The sequence below is a fragment of the Kitasatospora sp. NPDC059646 genome, assembly GCF_042734615.1.
Classification (GTDB): domain Bacteria; phylum Actinomycetota; class Actinomycetes; order Streptomycetales; family Streptomycetaceae; genus Kitasatospora.
The window spans coordinates 16,345-31,402 of the sequence record NZ_JBHWDS010000078.1; the positions used below are offsets into that span (position 1 = coordinate 16,345).

Here is a 15,058-nt window from a genome sequence, read left to right on the forward strand (position 1 = left end):
TTGGCACCGCGGTGGGACGGTAGAACGTCCGCCTTCTGCGCCGCACCGGTCGGCCCGTTGTCGGCAGCGGGCCGGTGTGCCGAACTTCAACTTCCCTCTGCCAGTCGTTGTTGACGGGGTGTTTAGTCGCGCTCGGCACTCTCGACACCGCAACGACAATCAGGGGGGGTCGAGTTGTCCGCACGTTCCTTCTTCCGCAGGGGCGGCCGGTCGGCGGCGGTGCTGCTGACCGGTGTGGCCGCCGTGGCGTCCGTGCTGGTGGCGCCGGGGCGGGCGCAGGCGTCGCCGTTCTGCGACCAGCCGGATCCGCCGCCGATCTGCTTCGAGGACCCGGACCCGCCGGAGGAGCCGGACCGGGCCGCACAGGGCTGGTTCGACGCGATGTACGGCGCCAACGGCGGCGTGGTGGTGTCGGGTTGGGCGACGGATCCGGACACGGCCGGTTCGGTGACGGTCAGGGTCCGCCGCAACGGCGCGGTGGTGCAGCAGATCACCGCGAACGTGTACCGCTCGGACGTGGGGTACCACGGCTTCTCGCAGCCGCTGGCGTCCGTCCCGGCCGGCCCGCAGACGATCTGCCTGGCGGCCGTGAACGTCTACGGCGGTTCGCCGCACCGGGCGGCCGAGACGGACCTCGGGTGCCGCACCTTCACCGGCGGCCTGCAGACGGTCGGCGGGGATCCGTACACCAACGCCGACACCCAGCACTCGGCGGCCGTCGAAGCCGACAGCTTCGCCTGGGGCAGCACCGTGGTCGGCGCCTACCAGGTCGGCCGGGGCTTCAGCGGCGGCTCGACCAACACCGGCTTCACGGTGTCCCGGGACGCCGGCCTGACCTGGACGTCCGGCGTGCTGCCGGGCCTGACCGTCGCGGCCGGCGGCACCCACGAACGGGCCAGCGACCCGGTGGTGGCGTACAGCGCGCGGCACGGGGCCTGGATGGTGGGCAGCCTGATCATCGACGGCGGCGGCGGCCGGGGCATCATGGTCAACCGCTCCACCGACGGCGCCGCCCACTGGTCCGCCCCGACCTGGGCGATCGGCAACGACGGCACCGAGTGGGACAAGGAGTGGATCGCCTGCGACAACTGGACCTCCAGCCCGTACTACGGCACCTGCTACCTGACCATCACCAAGATGGACGGCTACCGGGTCCAGGTGGCCAGGTCCACCGACGGCGGCCTGAGCTGGTCCTCCGTCAACGCCCCGGCGGTGTACGGCAACGGCAGCTACCCGGTGGTCCGGCCCGACGGCACCGTGGTCGTCCTGTACGGCCTGACCGGCAGCGTCGGCTCCTTCACGCTCACCGGCGGCGGCACCGGCTCGACCGGCCCGGTGACGGTCAACAGCGGCAGCCAGTACGACGTTCCGGGCCTGCGGGACGTGTCCACCGTCTCCGCCGACGTGGACGGCACCGGCCGCATCGTCGCGGTCTGGCACGGCTGCCGGGCCGCGACCGGCTGCGCCTGGAACAACCTCGTCCAGGCCACCTCCACGGACGGGCAGAACTGGACGGTCAACGAGATCGACACCTGCCAGGACACGGCGCTGTGCGCGGCGAGCAACCAGTTCGCCCCGTCGGTCACGGCCGACCCGCAGAACCCCGGGCGCTTCGCGATCGTCTTCAACGACCTGTGGAACGGCGCCGTCTCGGTGCGGTACACCTCCTCCACCGACGGCGGCCGGACGTGGAAGAAGCCGCCGTCCCCGCTCGTCGAGGCCATGCCGCTGTCCCGGATGCCCGACACCAGCCAGGGCCGGATGCTCGGCGAGTACCTGGGCATCTCGGCGGCCAACGGCAGCGTGGTGACGGTCTTCCCGGTCGCCGCCGCACCGTCCGGCGGCCAGGCGTTCGCGCAGGCCATGTCCAGCTACACCCCGCTCGGCTTCTAGCTTCCACCCCGCGCCACCCGTCCGGCGGCGAGTCAGCCCGGGCGGGTGGCGCGGACGGCTGCGGTGAGGGCGCGGATGCTCGGGAAGGTGGCGGGGCGGGTCAGCAGGCGGGCCGCCAGGGCCGCGCAGGGGAGTTCGCAGGCGGCCCGCACGGCCGGGTCGGCGATCGAGCGGAAGTCGGCGACGTGCGCGAAGCCGAAGATCCGGCGGAGGATCTCGGCGCCGCAGAAGCCGAGGGTGTCGGTGAGGACCAGCGCGAGGTGCCGCCGCCGTTCGGCGTCCAGTGCGGCGGGGTCGGGGAACAGCGTCCGCGGGTAGGCGTCGCCGGTGGTGGCGCACTGCCAGCGGGCCAGGTAGTGCCGGGTGAACTCGCGCCACAGCTCGTCGACGGTGGCCAGCAGCCAGTCCCGGTAGCGGTCCCGCTCCGGCCCGGGCGGCCGGTGGCCGGGCTGCGCGTAGTGCGCGATCAGCAGGTGGGCGAGCAGCGTGCCGAGGTCGAAGCCGATCGGGCCGTAGCAGGCGAACTCCTGGTCGATGACGCGGGTGTCCTCGGGCGTGACCAGCACCGATCCGGTGTGCAGGTCGCCGTGCAGCAGCGCCTCGGCGGAGGTCAGGTAGCGCAGCTTGAGCCGGGACACCGCCGTCTTGACGGCGTTGTCGGCGCGCAACCGGGCCAGCGCGGAGTCGAGTTGGGGACTGGTCCAGGAGTTGCGGCGGTGCTCGTGGTAGATCTCCGTGAAGACCATGTCCTCCATGATCCCGGCCATCGCCGTGTTGCCGTTGAACAGCGCCACCAGCGGCCGTTTCCGGGCCGCCGGGCAGGCCAGGTCGCCGGTGCCGACCATGGTGGCGGCCAGGTGCTCGCCCAACTGCCGGGCCAGCAGCGGGTAGCGGACGCCGGCGATCAGCCCCTGGCGCAGCACCGTGTGCGGCGCCAGGTGCTCGACCGCCAGCAGGTTCGCCCCGGCGTCGTAGTGGACGACCTCGGGCACCCTGGGGGAGTGCCGCCCGTGCTCCAGCAGCGCCCGGTACTCGTAGAAGGTGCGCCGCGGGGTGAGCGGCCAGCTCTCGCCGGCGGCCCGCACGTACGGCATGGCCTGTTTGACGCACAGTCGCCCGGCGGGCCCGTCGACCCGGTGGACGTAGTTGATGTTGCCGTCGCCGATCTCGGTGACCGTCCAGTCGGCGGGCCGCCCGCCGAGGCGGGCGGCGGCGGCCGGGGCGGCGGCGAGGCGGTCGGCGAGCGGGCGGCCTTCGAGCAGGGGTGCGGTGGTCACAGCGGCGACTCTCCTCAACTCCGGTCCCAGCAGGTGGCGCCGGCCCGCAGCCAGGGCGGCGGGGGCAGCGCGAAGTCGTGGCGCAGGACGCGTTCGGCGGCCTGCAGGACGCCCTCGACCGAGCCGGGCCGGGGCGTCCAGGCGTCGTTGACCCAGTACACCGGCTCGCCGGGCAGCGGCCGCCGCATCGCCGGGATCACCTCGTCGGCCTCGAACCCGGGCCGCCACACCGGCCAGGCCACCGGCCACACCTGCCGCCGGGCCGCGACGGGGGCCGGTACCCCGTCGAGCCCGTGCAGCCGGACCGCCGACGCGTGCGCGCGGCCGGCCGGCGCGGCGGGGTCCGGACCGGCCCAGGGGCGGTGCGCCGGCCCGTCCGCGTACACGGCCAGCAGCGCGGCGGGGCCGTCGTCCTCCGGCGTGTGCCAGTACCAGAGCTGACGGTTCGGCAGGTCGGTGGTGCTGCGCCCCCGGGCGACCCCGGCGCGCCGCCACCAGGCGCCCGGGTAGGTGAGGAACAGCTTGACCGCGGGGACGGGGTGCTGGCTGTGCAGGCCGCGCCGGAACGCGGCCCCGTCGGCGGGCAGCAGCGCTGCGGCGGCCCGCTGCGGCAGGGCGAGGACGACCGCCCGGGCGTCGGCGGCCGTCCGGTCGAAGCGGAGCCGGTAGCCGCCGGCGGTGCGTTCCAGCCCGGTCAGCCGGTGGTGCAGGAAGGTCGTGCCGCCGGCGGCGGTGAAGCGCCGGTGCAGGGCGCGGGGGAGTTCCTCGAAGCCGCAGCGCAGCCGCCGGAGTCCGGCGCCCGGCGGGCTCTGGGCCAGGGTGTCGAGCCAGTGCGCCGCGCTGCCGGCCGCCGACCGCTGGTCGTACCCGCCGCCGTCCTGCACCAACTGCGCGGCCTCCGGCGAGAGTTCGGCGTCCAGGACGGCCGTCCACGGCACCTCGTGCAGGGCCCGCCCGCGCCACCGGGCGGCCCGCCGGGCCTGCCGGTAGCGCTCGACCCCGGCGGCGCCGGCCTCGGCGCGCAGCGCGGCGAACCCGGGCAGCGCCCGCTCGGCGGCCAGTTCCGTCAGTCCGTCGGCGGTGCGGCCGCGCTCATCCGCGCGGAGCCGGTAGGGGAGCGCGGCCGTCGGCGCGAGCAGGTCGCGGGTGCGCAGCGCGGTGCCCCGCAGGTGGGCGAGGTTCTCCGGGCGGCCGACCGGGAACGGCACCGCCTCGGCCGCCAGGCCGAGGTGCCGGAGCAGGTCGGTGACGGTGTGCTCGCTCGCGTCGAAGCGCGTCGCCCCGTACTCGGCCACCACGCCGGGCAGGCCCGGCAGCGCCGCGGAGCGCAGCCGGCCGCCGATTCGCCCGGTGGCCTCGAACAGCGCGGTGCCGGGCCCGGCCAGCCGGTGCGCCAGGTAGCAGCCGCCGACCCCCGCCCCCACCACGGCCACGTCCCACATCCGGTGGCGGTCCCTTCGCCCGTCGGCCGACGCCGCGCCCCGCCCGTGCGGACGCGAACGTTCCGCTCCAGACTGTAGTGATCAGGTGACGCTACGTGTGGGACGAGGGTTCCGTGCCGCGGCGCGGACCGGAGGAACGGTGTTGACGATGACCTTCAGGCACGAGGTGCCCGCTGCGGCGGTGGACGGCTACCGCGCCCTCGAGCAGTACTTCACCGACGTCCGCGCCTTCTTCGAGGTGCTGAACGTGCGCTTCTCCATCCCCGAGTACGGCGTCAGCCTGAAGCCGATCGGCGGGCAGGCGCTGTTCTCCAACGCCAACAGCTACCTGCTCTCCGACGACAGCTCCTACCCGTTCTACCTGTGGCTGCCGACCTGGCTCGGCCGCTTCTACCTGGACCCGACGACCGTCCCGCCCGGCGTCCCGGGCGACGACTGTCCGATGGGCCGGGCGCGGCTGATGGCCTTCGTCTGGCCCTGGCTGGGCTTCAACGACGCCTACCTGGACGACGCGGACGAGCCCGAGTGCTGGTTCGGCGTCGCCGAGCCGCGCCCTTCCGACCCGGAGGAGCGGGCGCTGGACACCGCGGAGAAGATCTTCCAGTTCTTCCGGCTGGAGCGGACCAAGGAACTGGAGAGCGACGGCTGGACCACCGGCCACTTCCGCGGCCGCGACATCGGCTGCGACCTGCGCGGCCACTGGTTCCTGCGGCGGGTGCCGCTGTCCCGGCTGACCACGTACCACGAGATCGAGAAGCACGTCATCGCGCCGCTCGGCGAGCAGTTCCACCGGATGAAGACGGCCGACGCCGACCCGCAGCCCGGTGCGGGCCCGCTCCCGGGGTCCGGCCCGCTGCTGGGGGACCGGCCCGTGCCGCACCTGGACGGTGCGGGCCGGATCGACGGCGCCGGCCGGTGAGCCGGGAGCCGGACCGGCGGCTCCCGGCGGGCCTCCCCGAGGCCCTGCTGCCGGGGGCGCCCGCCTACGACCCGGCGGACCCGGCGGAGAGCGCGGTGGTTCGCCGGCTGGCGGCCAACTGGCACCGCCGGGCCGCCGTCAAGCGAGAGGAGGCCGACCCGGACGGGCAGTTCGACCCGGACCGGCCCGACTACCCCGAGCGGATCCTGCCGTTCCACGACCACCCGTCCTACCGGCGGCTGGAGCCGGGGGAGCGCACGCGGCTGCTCGCCTGGGCGTGGATCGCCTACAACCACCGCACCGTCCAGGCCGAGCAGCAGGTGGTCAACGAGGCGTTCGCGCTGGTCCTGGCGGGCGCGTACCCGGGGGCGGACGGGGAGGCGATGCGCCGGGCCGTCGCCCAGGCCATGGTCGACGAGCAGTACCACACCCTGATGCACCTGGACGCGAGCGCGGTGACGCACCGCCGCCGCGGCCTGGCCGGGGCGGTCACCGACCTGCCGCCGCCGTGCACCGTGCGCGACCACGCACGGCTGTGCGCCGAGGCCGACGAGCCGTGGCAGCGGCCGCTGATCACGCTGGCCTTCGCCGCGGTGGCGGAGATGTCCGTCAACGCCTACCTCGGCCTGCTGGCCGACGACACCCTGCTCCAGCCGCTGAACAGCGCCACCGTGCGGCTGCACAGCCGCGACGAGTACTGCCACGCGTCGATCACCGCGGCGCTCGCCGAAGCCGTCCACCACCACCTGGACGCCCGCCGGCGGCGCCGCTTCCTCGACCTGCTGGGGCGCGGCCTGACCGCGTTCGCGGCCACCGACTGGGCGAGCTGGCAGCACGTCATGGAGCTGGCGCGGATCCCGGACGGCCGCCGGATGCTCGACGACTGCCGCACCGACCCGTCCCGCCGGCTGCTGGTCCGCGACCACTCCGGGCTGCGGACGCTGGTGGACCGGCTCGGCGCCACCGGGCAGGTCGAGTTCCCCTGACCCCGGCGGGGGTTCAGCCCTCGTCCGGCTGCCGGACGAAGGGCAGGCAGAGGTCCGCGGTGGCCTCGGCGTGGACGGCGAACTGCGCGCGGGCCCGGACCGGGTCGCGGTCCTCGATCGCCGAGGCGAGCGCGCGGTGCCGCTGGTCGGGCGTGCTGCGGGAGCCGGCGCCGCCGGGGTGGCCGGCCAGCAGCCGGGTCAGCTCGTGCTGGATGCCCTGCTCGGCCTCCAGCAGCCGCCGGGAGCCGGAGAGTTCGGCGATGTGCAGGTGGAGCCCGGCGTCCGCGGTGCGGTAGGCCTCCGGGTCGGCGATCGCCGCGTCGGCGGCCCGTTCGAGTTCCCGCATCCTGGCGAGGCCGGCCTCGGAGGCCAGTCGGGCGGCCCGCGCGGAGGCCTCGCCGGACACCGCGATCCGCCAGGTCGTCAACTCCTCGATGTCGGCCCGGGTGTACGGGTGGAGGGCGGTCAGTTCGGCGACCCGGGCGAGGATGTCGGGGACGACGAAGGTGCCGGCGCCGCGGCCGCGGCGGGTCTCGATCAGGCCGTCCTCGCGCAGCACCGCCATCGAGTGGCGGACGGTCATCACGGCCACGCCGAACAGCTCGGCGAGGGTCTTCTCCGGCGGCAGCCGGTCGCCGGCCACCAGGATCCGCGCGCCGATCAGCTCGCCGAGCCGCCGGGCGATGGCCTCGGCCGCGCCGGCGGCACGCACCGGCTCGATGTGTTGCGTCCACCCCTTGCCATCCATGAAATCTATCTTCTAGATTTCGCATCTCATCCGCAAGCCGCCCTGGAGAGCTTATGAGTGTCACCGACCCTTCGGCACCCCTGATCGGGATACCCGTCCGACTCAGCGACGGCGACGCTCCCGGCGCCGACGTGCGCGTCGGCGAGGCGAACCGGATCTTCGAGGAGGTCGTGGGCCTGGTCCGGGCCGCCGGCGCCGAGCCCGTGCTGCTGGAGCCGGACGCCGGCGGCCGCCCGGCGGCCGACCGGCTGGCGGCCTGCGCCGGCTTCGTGGTGCCCGGTGGCGGCGACGTCGACCCGGCCCGGTACGGCGCGGACGCGAACCATCCTTCGCTGTACGACGTCAACCCGCTGCAGGACCGGCTCGACGAGGCCGTGCTCCGGTACGCCCTCGACCACGGCCGCCCGGTGCTCGGCATCTGCCGCGGCATGCAGCTGCTCAACATCCTGCGCGGCGGCACCCTGCACGTGGACCTGGCGCCGACCGGCGTCCCGCACAACCCGGAGCCCGGGATCGAGTGGGCCACCCACGAGGTCGCGCTGGCCGCGGGCAGCGCGGTGGCCGCGGCGTTCGGCCGCGACCGGATCGCGGTCGCCTCCGGACACCACCAGGCCGTGGACCGGCTCGGCGAGGGTCTGCGGGTCACCGCCCGCGCCGACGACGGCTGCGTCGAGGCCGTCGAGCCGGCCGGCGACCCGGACGCGGCCTGGACGGTCGGCGTCCAGTGGCACCCCGAGGCGCTGGAGCCGGCGGAGGAACTGCGCCTACCGCTGTTCCGCGCCCTGCTGGACCAGGTGGACGCGCGCCAGGGAGCGGGGCTGCGGGCATGAGCGGTGCGAGGAGAACCACCGGGCTGCTGGACGAGAACGCCCCGGCGCCCGCCGCGGCCGGCGGGGCGCAGCTGAGCCGGACCCTGCTCAGCCGCCACATGACCATGATCAGCATCGGCGGCGCGGTCGGTGCCGGACTGTTCGTCGGCTCGGGCGTGAGCATCCAGCAGGCCGGCCCGGGCGTGCTGGTCGCCTACGCCCTGACCGCCGCCGTCGTCGTCGTGGTGATGCGGATGCTCGCCGAGATGTCGGTGACCCGACCCGACACCGGTGCGTTCGCGGTGTACGGCAGGCTGGCGTTCGGCCGCTGGGCCGGGTTCGCCAGCGGCTGGATCTACTGGGTGGGCTGGCCGCTCGGCATGTGCATCGAGTCGATCGCCGCCGGGCAGATCGTGCACGGCTGGCTGCCGTCGCTGCCGGTCTGGCTGGTCGCCGTGCTGATGCTCGCGGTGGTGACCGCCGTCAACCTCGGCTCCGTGCGCGCCTACGGCGAGATGGAGTTCTGGGTGGTCTGGGTGAAGGTCGCGGTGATCGCCCTGTTCATCGGCGTCGGCCTGGTCGCCGTGGCCGGCCTGCTGCCCGGCACGCCCGCGCCCGGCACGGAGAACCTGCTCGGCCGCGGCGGCTTCCTCCCGACCGGCCTCGGCGGCGTCGTCGTCGCCACCTCCGGCGCGATGTTCTCCTTCTCCGGCACCGAGATCGTGACGATCGCCGCCGGCGAGGCCGAGGACGCCGCCGCCGCGATCCGCAAGAGCACCCGCACCATCCTGTGGCGGGTCACCGTGTTCTACCTCGGCTCGCTGTCCGTCGTGGTGCTGCTGCTCCCGTGGGACAGCGCCGCCGTCGGCGACAGCCCGTTCGCCGCCACCCTCGACCACCTCGGCATGCCGGGCGCGTCCACCGTGCTGAACGTCGTGCTGTTCGCGGCGATGCTCTCCACCATGAACTCGCAGGTCTACGCCAGCTCCCGGATGCTCTTCGCGCTGGCCCGGGACCGTGACGCGCCGTCCCTGTTCGCCCGGATCTCCCGGCGCGGCGCCCCGCACGCGGCGATCCTGTTCACCTCCGCGCTGGCCGCGCTGTGCCTGGTGCTCCAGGTGACCCACCCGACGGAGGCGTTCGGCCGGCTCGTCGACGTCACCGGCGACACCGTCTACGTCACCTGGATCGGCATCGCCGCCGCGCACCTGGTGCTCGGCCGGCAGGACCGCGCCGACGGGCGCCGCCCCGCCGACGGCACCGCCGTCTGGCTGTTCCCTGGCCTCACCTGGGCCGTGCTGCTCGCCCTGCTGGGCCTGTACGCGGTGATGATCGTGCTCGCGGACTCGCGCGTCGACGCCCTGCTGGCGCTGGCCCTCACCGCGGCCGTGTCGCTGGCCGGCTGGTGGCTCCAGCGCCGCCGGCAGGAGCCGTCGGCCTGAGCGCACCGCGTCGGCGCCGCCGCGGCCCGCCCGCCCCGTCCCGGGGCCGGCGGGCCGCGGCGCCGTGCGGGTCCGGCCCCGGACGGTTCCCGTGCGGATGCGAACCAAGCGGCCCGGTGGGACGGTGTCCCAGAGGCGTGGTCACACCGGGTCACCGCACAGGCGCACAGGGTGTCCGGCGGCCGCGCGGTCAGCGCACCGAAGGGGTTCCGATGTTCGATGCCAGTTTTGCGTTCCCGCGAGCCCTGCTGGAGCCGGTGGCCGGCCCGGGCGGGCGGGTGGTCGTGATCGGGGCGGGCCTCGCGGGGCTGGTGTGCGCGTACGAGCTGCAGCGGCGCGGCTTCGACGTGGTGGTGTACGAGCGCGGCAACCGGCCGGGCGGGCGGATCCGCACCCACCGGTTCTGGGACGGCACGCACGCCGACTTCGGCGCGATGCGGATCCCCGCCAACCACCACTGCGTGCTGCACTACGTCGACCGGTTCCGGCTGGCCACCCGCCCGTTCGTCAACGCCAACCCGCAGGCCTACTACCACCTGCGCGGCAACCGGGTCCGGGTCCGCGAGGTCGCGGCGCTGTACCCCGCGTTCGCGCTGCACCCCGACGAGTGCCAGGCGCCGTCCGCGCTGCTGGACCGGATCCTCGCCCCGGTCTGGCAGTCCCTCACCGTCGAGCAGCAGCGCCGCGCGCTGGACGGCCGGTGGGACGACCCGGCGCTGGAGCGCGCCGCCTCGGTGTCGCTGTGGCAGTTCGTCCACGAGCACCTCTCGCAGGACGCCTGGGACCTGTTCGGCCACGCCAGCGGCCTCGCCCACTACGAGCAGTCCTCGCTGCTGGAGGTGCTGGTCGACTACTTCGGCCTGTTCCACCGCGGCCAGGTCGAACTCGCCGACGGCATGGACGCCCTGGTGCACGCCTTCGTCCGCGCCCTGCGCCCGGGCACCGTGCGGCTGTCCACCCGGATCGACGAACTCGCCGTCGGCAGCGACGGCGTCCGGGTGGCCGGGCGGCGGATCGGCGCGCGGCTCGACGACACCGCGGACTACGTGGTCTGCTGCATCCCCGCCCCCGCGCTCGACCAGATCACCGTCACCCCCGGCCTGCCGCACGCGCAGCGCCACGCGGTGCGCGGCATCAGCTACGCGTCCAGCGCCAAGACCGTGCTGCACGTGACCCACCGCCGCTGGGAGAGCGAGGACGGCATCTTCGGCGGCGGCAGCTTCACCGACCTGCCGATCCAGCAGTGCTGGTACCCGTCCGACAACGCGGTGCGCACCGACGGCGGCGTCAACGGCTCCGGCACGCCCCGCTGGGACGCCCGCGACCCGATGCGCTCGGCCGAGCCCGCCGCGCTGCTCGGCGCGTACCTGTGGGGGGCCAACGCGCGGCGGTTCGCGGCGCTGGACCAGGCCGACCGAGAGGCCCTGGTGCTGGAGTGCCTGGAGCGGCTGCACCCCGGCATCACCGGCGACGTGGACGACATCGTGCACTGCAACTGGGACGTGCAGACCGGCATGGGCGGCGGCGCGTTCGCCCACCTCACCCCCGGCGAGCACACCCGGTACCTGTCGGTGCTCGGCGCGCCGCACCCGGTGCAGCGGCCCCGGGTGTTCTTCGCCGGCGAGCACCTGTCCGGCGCGCACGCCTGGTGCCAGGGCGCGGCGCAGTCCGCGCTGCGCGTCGTCGGCGACCTGCTCGACCGCGCCCGGCAGACCCGGCCGGCCGCCCCGGTGAGCGCCCCGTGACGGACCGGGCCGACCTGCTGGCCGCGCTGACGCCCGGCCCGGACCGCACCGAGCAGGTCGGCGTGGAGGTCGAGTGCGGCCTGCTCGACCCCGCCACCGGCATCGGCGCCCGCTACGCGGGGCCGCGCGGGGTGCGCGCCGTGCTGGAGGCGGTGCTGCGGCAGTGGGGCGGCGAACCCGAGACGGACGCCGGCCGGCTGACCGGCGTCCGGCTGCCCGACGGCAGCACCGTCACGCTGGAGCACGGGGGCCAGATCGAGTACTCCTCCACGCCGGGGCCGGGCCTCGGCAAGACCATGGACGAGGTCCGGGCGGCGCTGGCCAGGCTCGCCGACCTGGCCGCCGGGTTCGGCCTCGCGCTCGTCCCCGGCGGCAACCTGCCGTTCGGGCGGCTCGCCGACGTCGAGTGGGTGCCGATGACCCGCGGCGCGATCATGCGCCGGTACTTCGCCGACCTCGGCCCGGACGGGGCCCGGGCCCCGCACGTGATGGCGCTGTCGCTGTCCACCCAGGTCACCCTGGACTTCCTCGGCCCCGAGGACCTCACCCGGAAGCTGCGCATGCAGACCGCCGCGGCCCCCGTGGTCTCCGCGCTGCTCGTCAACTCGCCGCTGCACGAAGGCCGCCCGTTCGGCCCGCTGTCGCACCGCTCGTGGGCCTGGCTGCGGATGGACCCGCGCCGCACGGGCCTGCTGCCGCCCGGCCTGCGGCCCGACGTGGGCATCGAGGACGTCGTGGACTGGGCGCTCGGCGTCCCGCTCATCCACTACCGCACCGAGGACGGCCGCTACCACCGAGCCCCCGACGGCAGCTTCGCCGACCTGCTCCGCCGCGGCCTGTCCGACGGCACCCCGCCCACCCCCGCGCACTGGGCCTCGCACCTGTCCCAGCTGTGGACCGACACCCGGGTCCGCCGGACGCTGGAGCTGCGCGGCGCCGACGGCCCGCCGCACCCGCACCTCGCCGCGCTGCCCGCGCTCTGGACCGGCCTCTGCTACCACCGCGCCTCCTGCGACGCCGCCTGGGAGCTGACCGGCCGTCACACCGCCGCTGAACACCGCGCCGCCCGCGCCGAACTGCCCCACCGGGGCCTGGACACCCGCCTCGGCGGCACCCCGGTGCGCCCGCTCGCCGCCGAACTGCTGCGGCTGGCCCGGGCCGGCCTGGACGCCCGGGTGGCCGCCGGCCTGGAGCCGCCGCACGTGCCCGGCTACCTCGACCCGCTGGACGAGATCGTCGCCACCGGCCGCACCTTCGCCGAACAGGGGCTGTCCCGCTGGGACGGCGACCTGCGCCGCGACCCGGCCCGCTGGGTCGCGGCGCACCGGATCTGACGGGGCGTCCTACCGGAGCCGGGCCGCGCAGGCGGCCACCAGGGCGGGCGCCACCTCCGGCATCGCCGGGCCCCAGGAGACGTTGGCGTTCACCTCGCAGACGGTGAACGTGCCGTCCTCCTCGAACAGCAGGTCGACGCCGCAGACCACCAGGCCGATCTCCTCGGCGGCGCGCACCGCGAGCTGCTCGGCCGCCGGGTAGCGGCCGGGGCAGGGCACGTTGGTGCCGCCGGCCGCCACGTTCGACTTCAACCGGCCGTTGGCGGAGGTGCGCACCCCGGCGGTCACCACGCGGCCGTCCACCACGATCACCCGCAGGTCCCGCCCGTGCGAGTGGCGGACGTAGCGCTGGAACAGGAACGGCACGTCGGGGCGCAGGCAGCCCTGGAGGTCGGCGACCGTCTCGGCGTCCGGCGCCAGGAACACCCGGCGGCCGCCGCTGCCGCGCACCGCCTTCACCACGCAGGGCTCGGGGACGCCGGCCGCGACGGCCAGGTCGGGGCGGGTGTCGGTGTAGGTGCGGGTGTCGGGGACGGGCAGGCCGGCCTCGGCGAGGCGCTGGAGCTGCCAGAACTTGTTGACGCAGGTCAGGACGGCGTCGACGGGGTTGATCAGTTCGGTGCCCAGGGCCTGGAGCTGGCGCAGCAGGGTGATCTCGCGGTCGGTGCTCAGCGAGGTCGTCGCGTGCCGGACCAGGGCCACCCTGGGCGGCCGGACCCGACGGCCGGTCAGGTCGTGCAGGGTCAACTGCCCCTCGGTGATGCCCAGGAGCAGCCGGTCGGTCGGCACGGCGAGGAACCGTTCGCCGAACGCGTCGGCGAACGCCGCGCCCAGCCGGTGCGACACCGGGGTGTCGCGGGCGTAGGGGCCGAGCAGCAGCCACAGGTCGGCATCGGGGCGGGGCGGCGGCTCCACCGACTGCCTCCTCGGGACGGGGGATTGCGGGCGCCCCCATCATCCGTGCCGCGCTCCTCCCGGTACAGCCACCGCGCCGCCCCGGCGGGCGCGACGGCCTCCTGCGGGCCGTCCGGCGGGCGCCGGAGCGAGCCGGCCTGACGCGGCGTCAATGACCGTTCCTTTGCCGGGAGAAGACGAAGTCGAGGGAATTTTCGGGCAGTTCATGACAGGCCGGGCGGGCAGGTCGTGCGGGGTCTATTCGCGTAGACGCCCGATGCCCCACCATGGAGCCGCTCCTGAACCAACGCGCCGGACCCGGCCCGGGCCCGGCGTCCAACGGCCTGCCCGGAACCGGGCGGCCGCACGAGGTGGAGGCTCCCCCCATGTTCTCCCTGCACTCCGCGCCGCGACTGCGCACGGTGCTGACCGGTCTCGCGCTGACCGGTCTCGCCGTCACCACCGCCCAGGGCTTCGCGTCCGCGGCCCCCGCCCCCGTCCACGAGCGGGGCGCTGCCCGCGTCTCCGCGGTCGACGCGATCGAGGACGGCGCCGCCCGCTCCCTCGCCCTGTCGCTCTCCGACCGGGCCTGGCAGCGCCAGGTCTCCGGCGCCCTCGCCCAGGGCAAGGCGGTCGGCCTGCGCGGCCTCGCCGCCGGGTCCGCGACCCGCGGCGCCGGCGGCCTCGGCGCGCACCTCGCCCAGGCGGACCGCCAGGTCGCCGACGCCAAGGGCCTCGGCGCGGACGCCGGCCCGCTGCTCCAGGTCCGGCTGGTCGGCGCGGCCGCCGACGGCGTGGAGCCGCTGGTGGCCTCCTCGCCGTCGGACGACAACGCCACCGTCGTGGTCGCCTACGACAGCGCCGGCAAGGCGTACGAGCTGGCCGCCGACCACGCCCCGGACCGGCCGGTCTACCTGATCGACGTGGACACCGACAAGGCCACCGAGGCCGGCCTGAAGGTGCTGCGGGACGAGCTGGCCGCGGCCGGCCTGCAGGCCCCGGCGGCCGCGCCGGTGAACACCGCCGCCGCTGCCACCGGCTTCTGGACCACCCGCGTCACCGCGGTCACCGTCTCCGACGTCAAGGAGCCCTGGTTCAAGGGCGCCGCGGAGATCTTCGACCTGGTCACCGGCTTCGGCCTGGACGGCAAGGTCCGGGTCGACACCGTGACCATGCCGTACCTGGACGACGAGAACAAGACGTACTACCCGAACCAGATCCTGGTGAACTGGTCGCTGTACAAGTACAACCTGGCCGACGTCGTGATGATGGAGGACGACGGCGACACCAACTACTCGTCGCTGGCGAAGGCGCTCGCGGCGGTGCTGCTGACCATCACGGACCAGGGCGCGTACATCCCGCTGGTGAACGCGGTCATCGACGCGATGCCGTCCTCCTGGTGGACCGACGACCCGGACTACGTCGACTCCTGGTACACCCTGGCCACCACCACGACCGGCACCCGCACCGGGGCGTCCGGCAACGGCCGGATGACCTTCGACCGGTACTACGTGTCCGCGCTCTGACGGACCGTCGGCCGACGCCGGGCGCCGGGCGGGGCGAGTGCCC

12 protein-coding genes are annotated in these 15,058 nt (G+C 75.2%); 8 read left to right on the plus strand and 4 right to left on the minus strand.

Going from position 1 to position 15,058, the window contains the following annotated elements:
- Window positions 1-174 precede the first annotated feature (174 nt).
- The gene (locus ACFV1L_RS34315) at window positions 175-1,893 is read left to right on the plus strand and encodes a hypothetical protein (protein WP_380373671.1); all 1,719 of its coding nucleotides are present in this window, start codon (window positions 175-177) and stop codon (window positions 1,891-1,893) included.
- A 32-nt stretch (window positions 1,894-1,925) separates the two neighbouring features.
- Here ACFV1L_RS34315 and mtnK read toward each other — a convergent pair whose 3' ends face one another.
- Both mtnK and ACFV1L_RS34325 read right to left on the minus strand, forming a co-directional pair.
- Entirely contained in the window at window positions 1,926-3,170 is a 1,245-nt protein-coding gene (gene mtnK / locus ACFV1L_RS34320) for an S-methyl-5-thioribose kinase (RefSeq protein ID WP_380373673.1), read from the minus strand.
- Between the two features lie 14 nt (window positions 3,171-3,184).
- On the minus strand, window positions 3,185-4,612 hold the full coding sequence (locus ACFV1L_RS34325) for a flavin monoamine oxidase family protein (RefSeq protein ID WP_380373675.1): 1,428 nt from the start codon (window positions 4,610-4,612) through the stop codon (window positions 3,185-3,187).
- Between the two features lie 148 nt (window positions 4,613-4,760).
- Between ACFV1L_RS34325 and ACFV1L_RS34330 the strand changes: the two genes are divergently transcribed.
- Window positions 4,761-5,531 (plus strand): hypothetical protein, encoded by a 771-nt coding sequence (locus tag ACFV1L_RS34330; RefSeq protein ID WP_380373678.1) that lies wholly within the window; start codon window positions 4,761-4,763, stop codon window positions 5,529-5,531.
- The gene (locus ACFV1L_RS34335) at window positions 5,528-6,517 is read left to right on the plus strand and encodes a diiron oxygenase (protein ID WP_380373681.1); all 990 of its coding nucleotides are present in this window, start codon (window positions 5,528-5,530) and stop codon (window positions 6,515-6,517) included. Before ACFV1L_RS34330 ends, ACFV1L_RS34335 begins: the two co-directional genes overlap by 4 nt.
- A gap of 13 nt (window positions 6,518-6,530) precedes the next feature.
- Here the strand turns inward: ACFV1L_RS34335 and ACFV1L_RS34340 are convergent, their stop codons facing one another.
- Window positions 6,531-7,265 (minus strand): FadR/GntR family transcriptional regulator, encoded by a 735-nt coding sequence (locus ACFV1L_RS34340; RefSeq protein WP_380373684.1) that lies wholly within the window; start codon window positions 7,263-7,265, stop codon window positions 6,531-6,533.
- A 53-nt stretch (window positions 7,266-7,318) separates the two neighbouring features.
- Between ACFV1L_RS34340 and ACFV1L_RS34345 the strand changes: the two genes are divergently transcribed.
- The 4 genes from ACFV1L_RS34345 (at window position 7,319) to ACFV1L_RS34360 (ending at window position 12,595) form a co-directional block, all read left to right on the plus strand.
- Window positions 7,319-8,095, plus strand: a complete 777-nt coding sequence (locus ACFV1L_RS34345) for a gamma-glutamyl-gamma-aminobutyrate hydrolase family protein (protein WP_380373687.1) — start codon at window positions 7,319-7,321, stop codon at window positions 8,093-8,095.
- Complete coding sequence (locus ACFV1L_RS34350) at window positions 8,092-9,516, plus strand: amino acid permease (RefSeq protein ID WP_380373690.1); 1,425 nt, start codon at window positions 8,092-8,094, stop codon at window positions 9,514-9,516. The genes ACFV1L_RS34345 and ACFV1L_RS34350 overlap by 4 nt, the downstream gene beginning before the upstream one ends.
- A gap of 212 nt (window positions 9,517-9,728) precedes the next feature.
- Window positions 9,729-11,261: a flavin monoamine oxidase family protein gene (locus ACFV1L_RS34355; RefSeq protein ID WP_380373692.1), complete on the plus strand. Its 1,533-nt coding sequence runs from the start codon at window positions 9,729-9,731 to the stop codon at window positions 11,259-11,261.
- Entirely contained in the window at window positions 11,258-12,595 is a 1,338-nt protein-coding gene (locus ACFV1L_RS34360; RefSeq protein ID WP_380373694.1) for a glutamate-cysteine ligase family protein, read from the plus strand. The genes ACFV1L_RS34355 and ACFV1L_RS34360 overlap by 4 nt, the downstream gene beginning before the upstream one ends.
- A 9-nt stretch (window positions 12,596-12,604) precedes the next feature.
- Here ACFV1L_RS34360 and ACFV1L_RS34365 read toward each other — a convergent pair whose 3' ends face one another.
- Complete coding sequence (locus ACFV1L_RS34365; protein WP_380373697.1) at window positions 12,605-13,510, minus strand: RimK family alpha-L-glutamate ligase; 906 nt, start codon at window positions 13,508-13,510, stop codon at window positions 12,605-12,607.
- 365 nt (window positions 13,511-13,875) lie between these two features.
- Here ACFV1L_RS34365 and ACFV1L_RS34370 point away from each other — a divergent pair, with 365 nt between their 5' ends.
- Window positions 13,876-15,015: a DUF3103 family protein gene (locus ACFV1L_RS34370; RefSeq protein ID WP_380373700.1), complete on the plus strand. Its 1,140-nt coding sequence runs from the start codon at window positions 13,876-13,878 to the stop codon at window positions 15,013-15,015.
- Window positions 15,016-15,058: the final 43 nt, after the last annotated feature.

What these genes read in the sequence shown, in the direction of transcription:
- ACFV1L_RS34325 (WP_380373675.1), bottom strand. Translation starts at nt 4,612, where the DNA reads ATGTGGGACGTGGCCGTGGTGGGGGCGGGGGTCGGCGGCTGCTACCTG.
- ACFV1L_RS34330 (WP_380373678.1), top strand. Translation starts at nt 4,761, where the DNA reads ATGACCTTCAGGCACGAGGTGCCCGCTGCGGCGGTGGACGGCTACCGC.
- ACFV1L_RS34340 (WP_380373684.1), bottom strand. Translation starts at nt 7,265, where the DNA reads ATGGATGGCAAGGGGTGGACGCAACACATCGAGCCGGTGCGTGCCGCC.
- ACFV1L_RS34345 (WP_380373687.1), top strand. Translation starts at nt 7,319, where the DNA reads ATGAGTGTCACCGACCCTTCGGCACCCCTGATCGGGATACCCGTCCGA.
- ACFV1L_RS34350 (WP_380373690.1), top strand. Translation starts at nt 8,092, where the DNA reads ATGAGCGGTGCGAGGAGAACCACCGGGCTGCTGGACGAGAACGCCCCG.
- ACFV1L_RS34355 (WP_380373692.1), top strand. Translation starts at nt 9,729, where the DNA reads ATGTTCGATGCCAGTTTTGCGTTCCCGCGAGCCCTGCTGGAGCCGGTG.
- ACFV1L_RS34370 (WP_380373700.1), top strand. Translation starts at nt 13,876, where the DNA reads ATGTTCTCCCTGCACTCCGCGCCGCGACTGCGCACGGTGCTGACCGGT.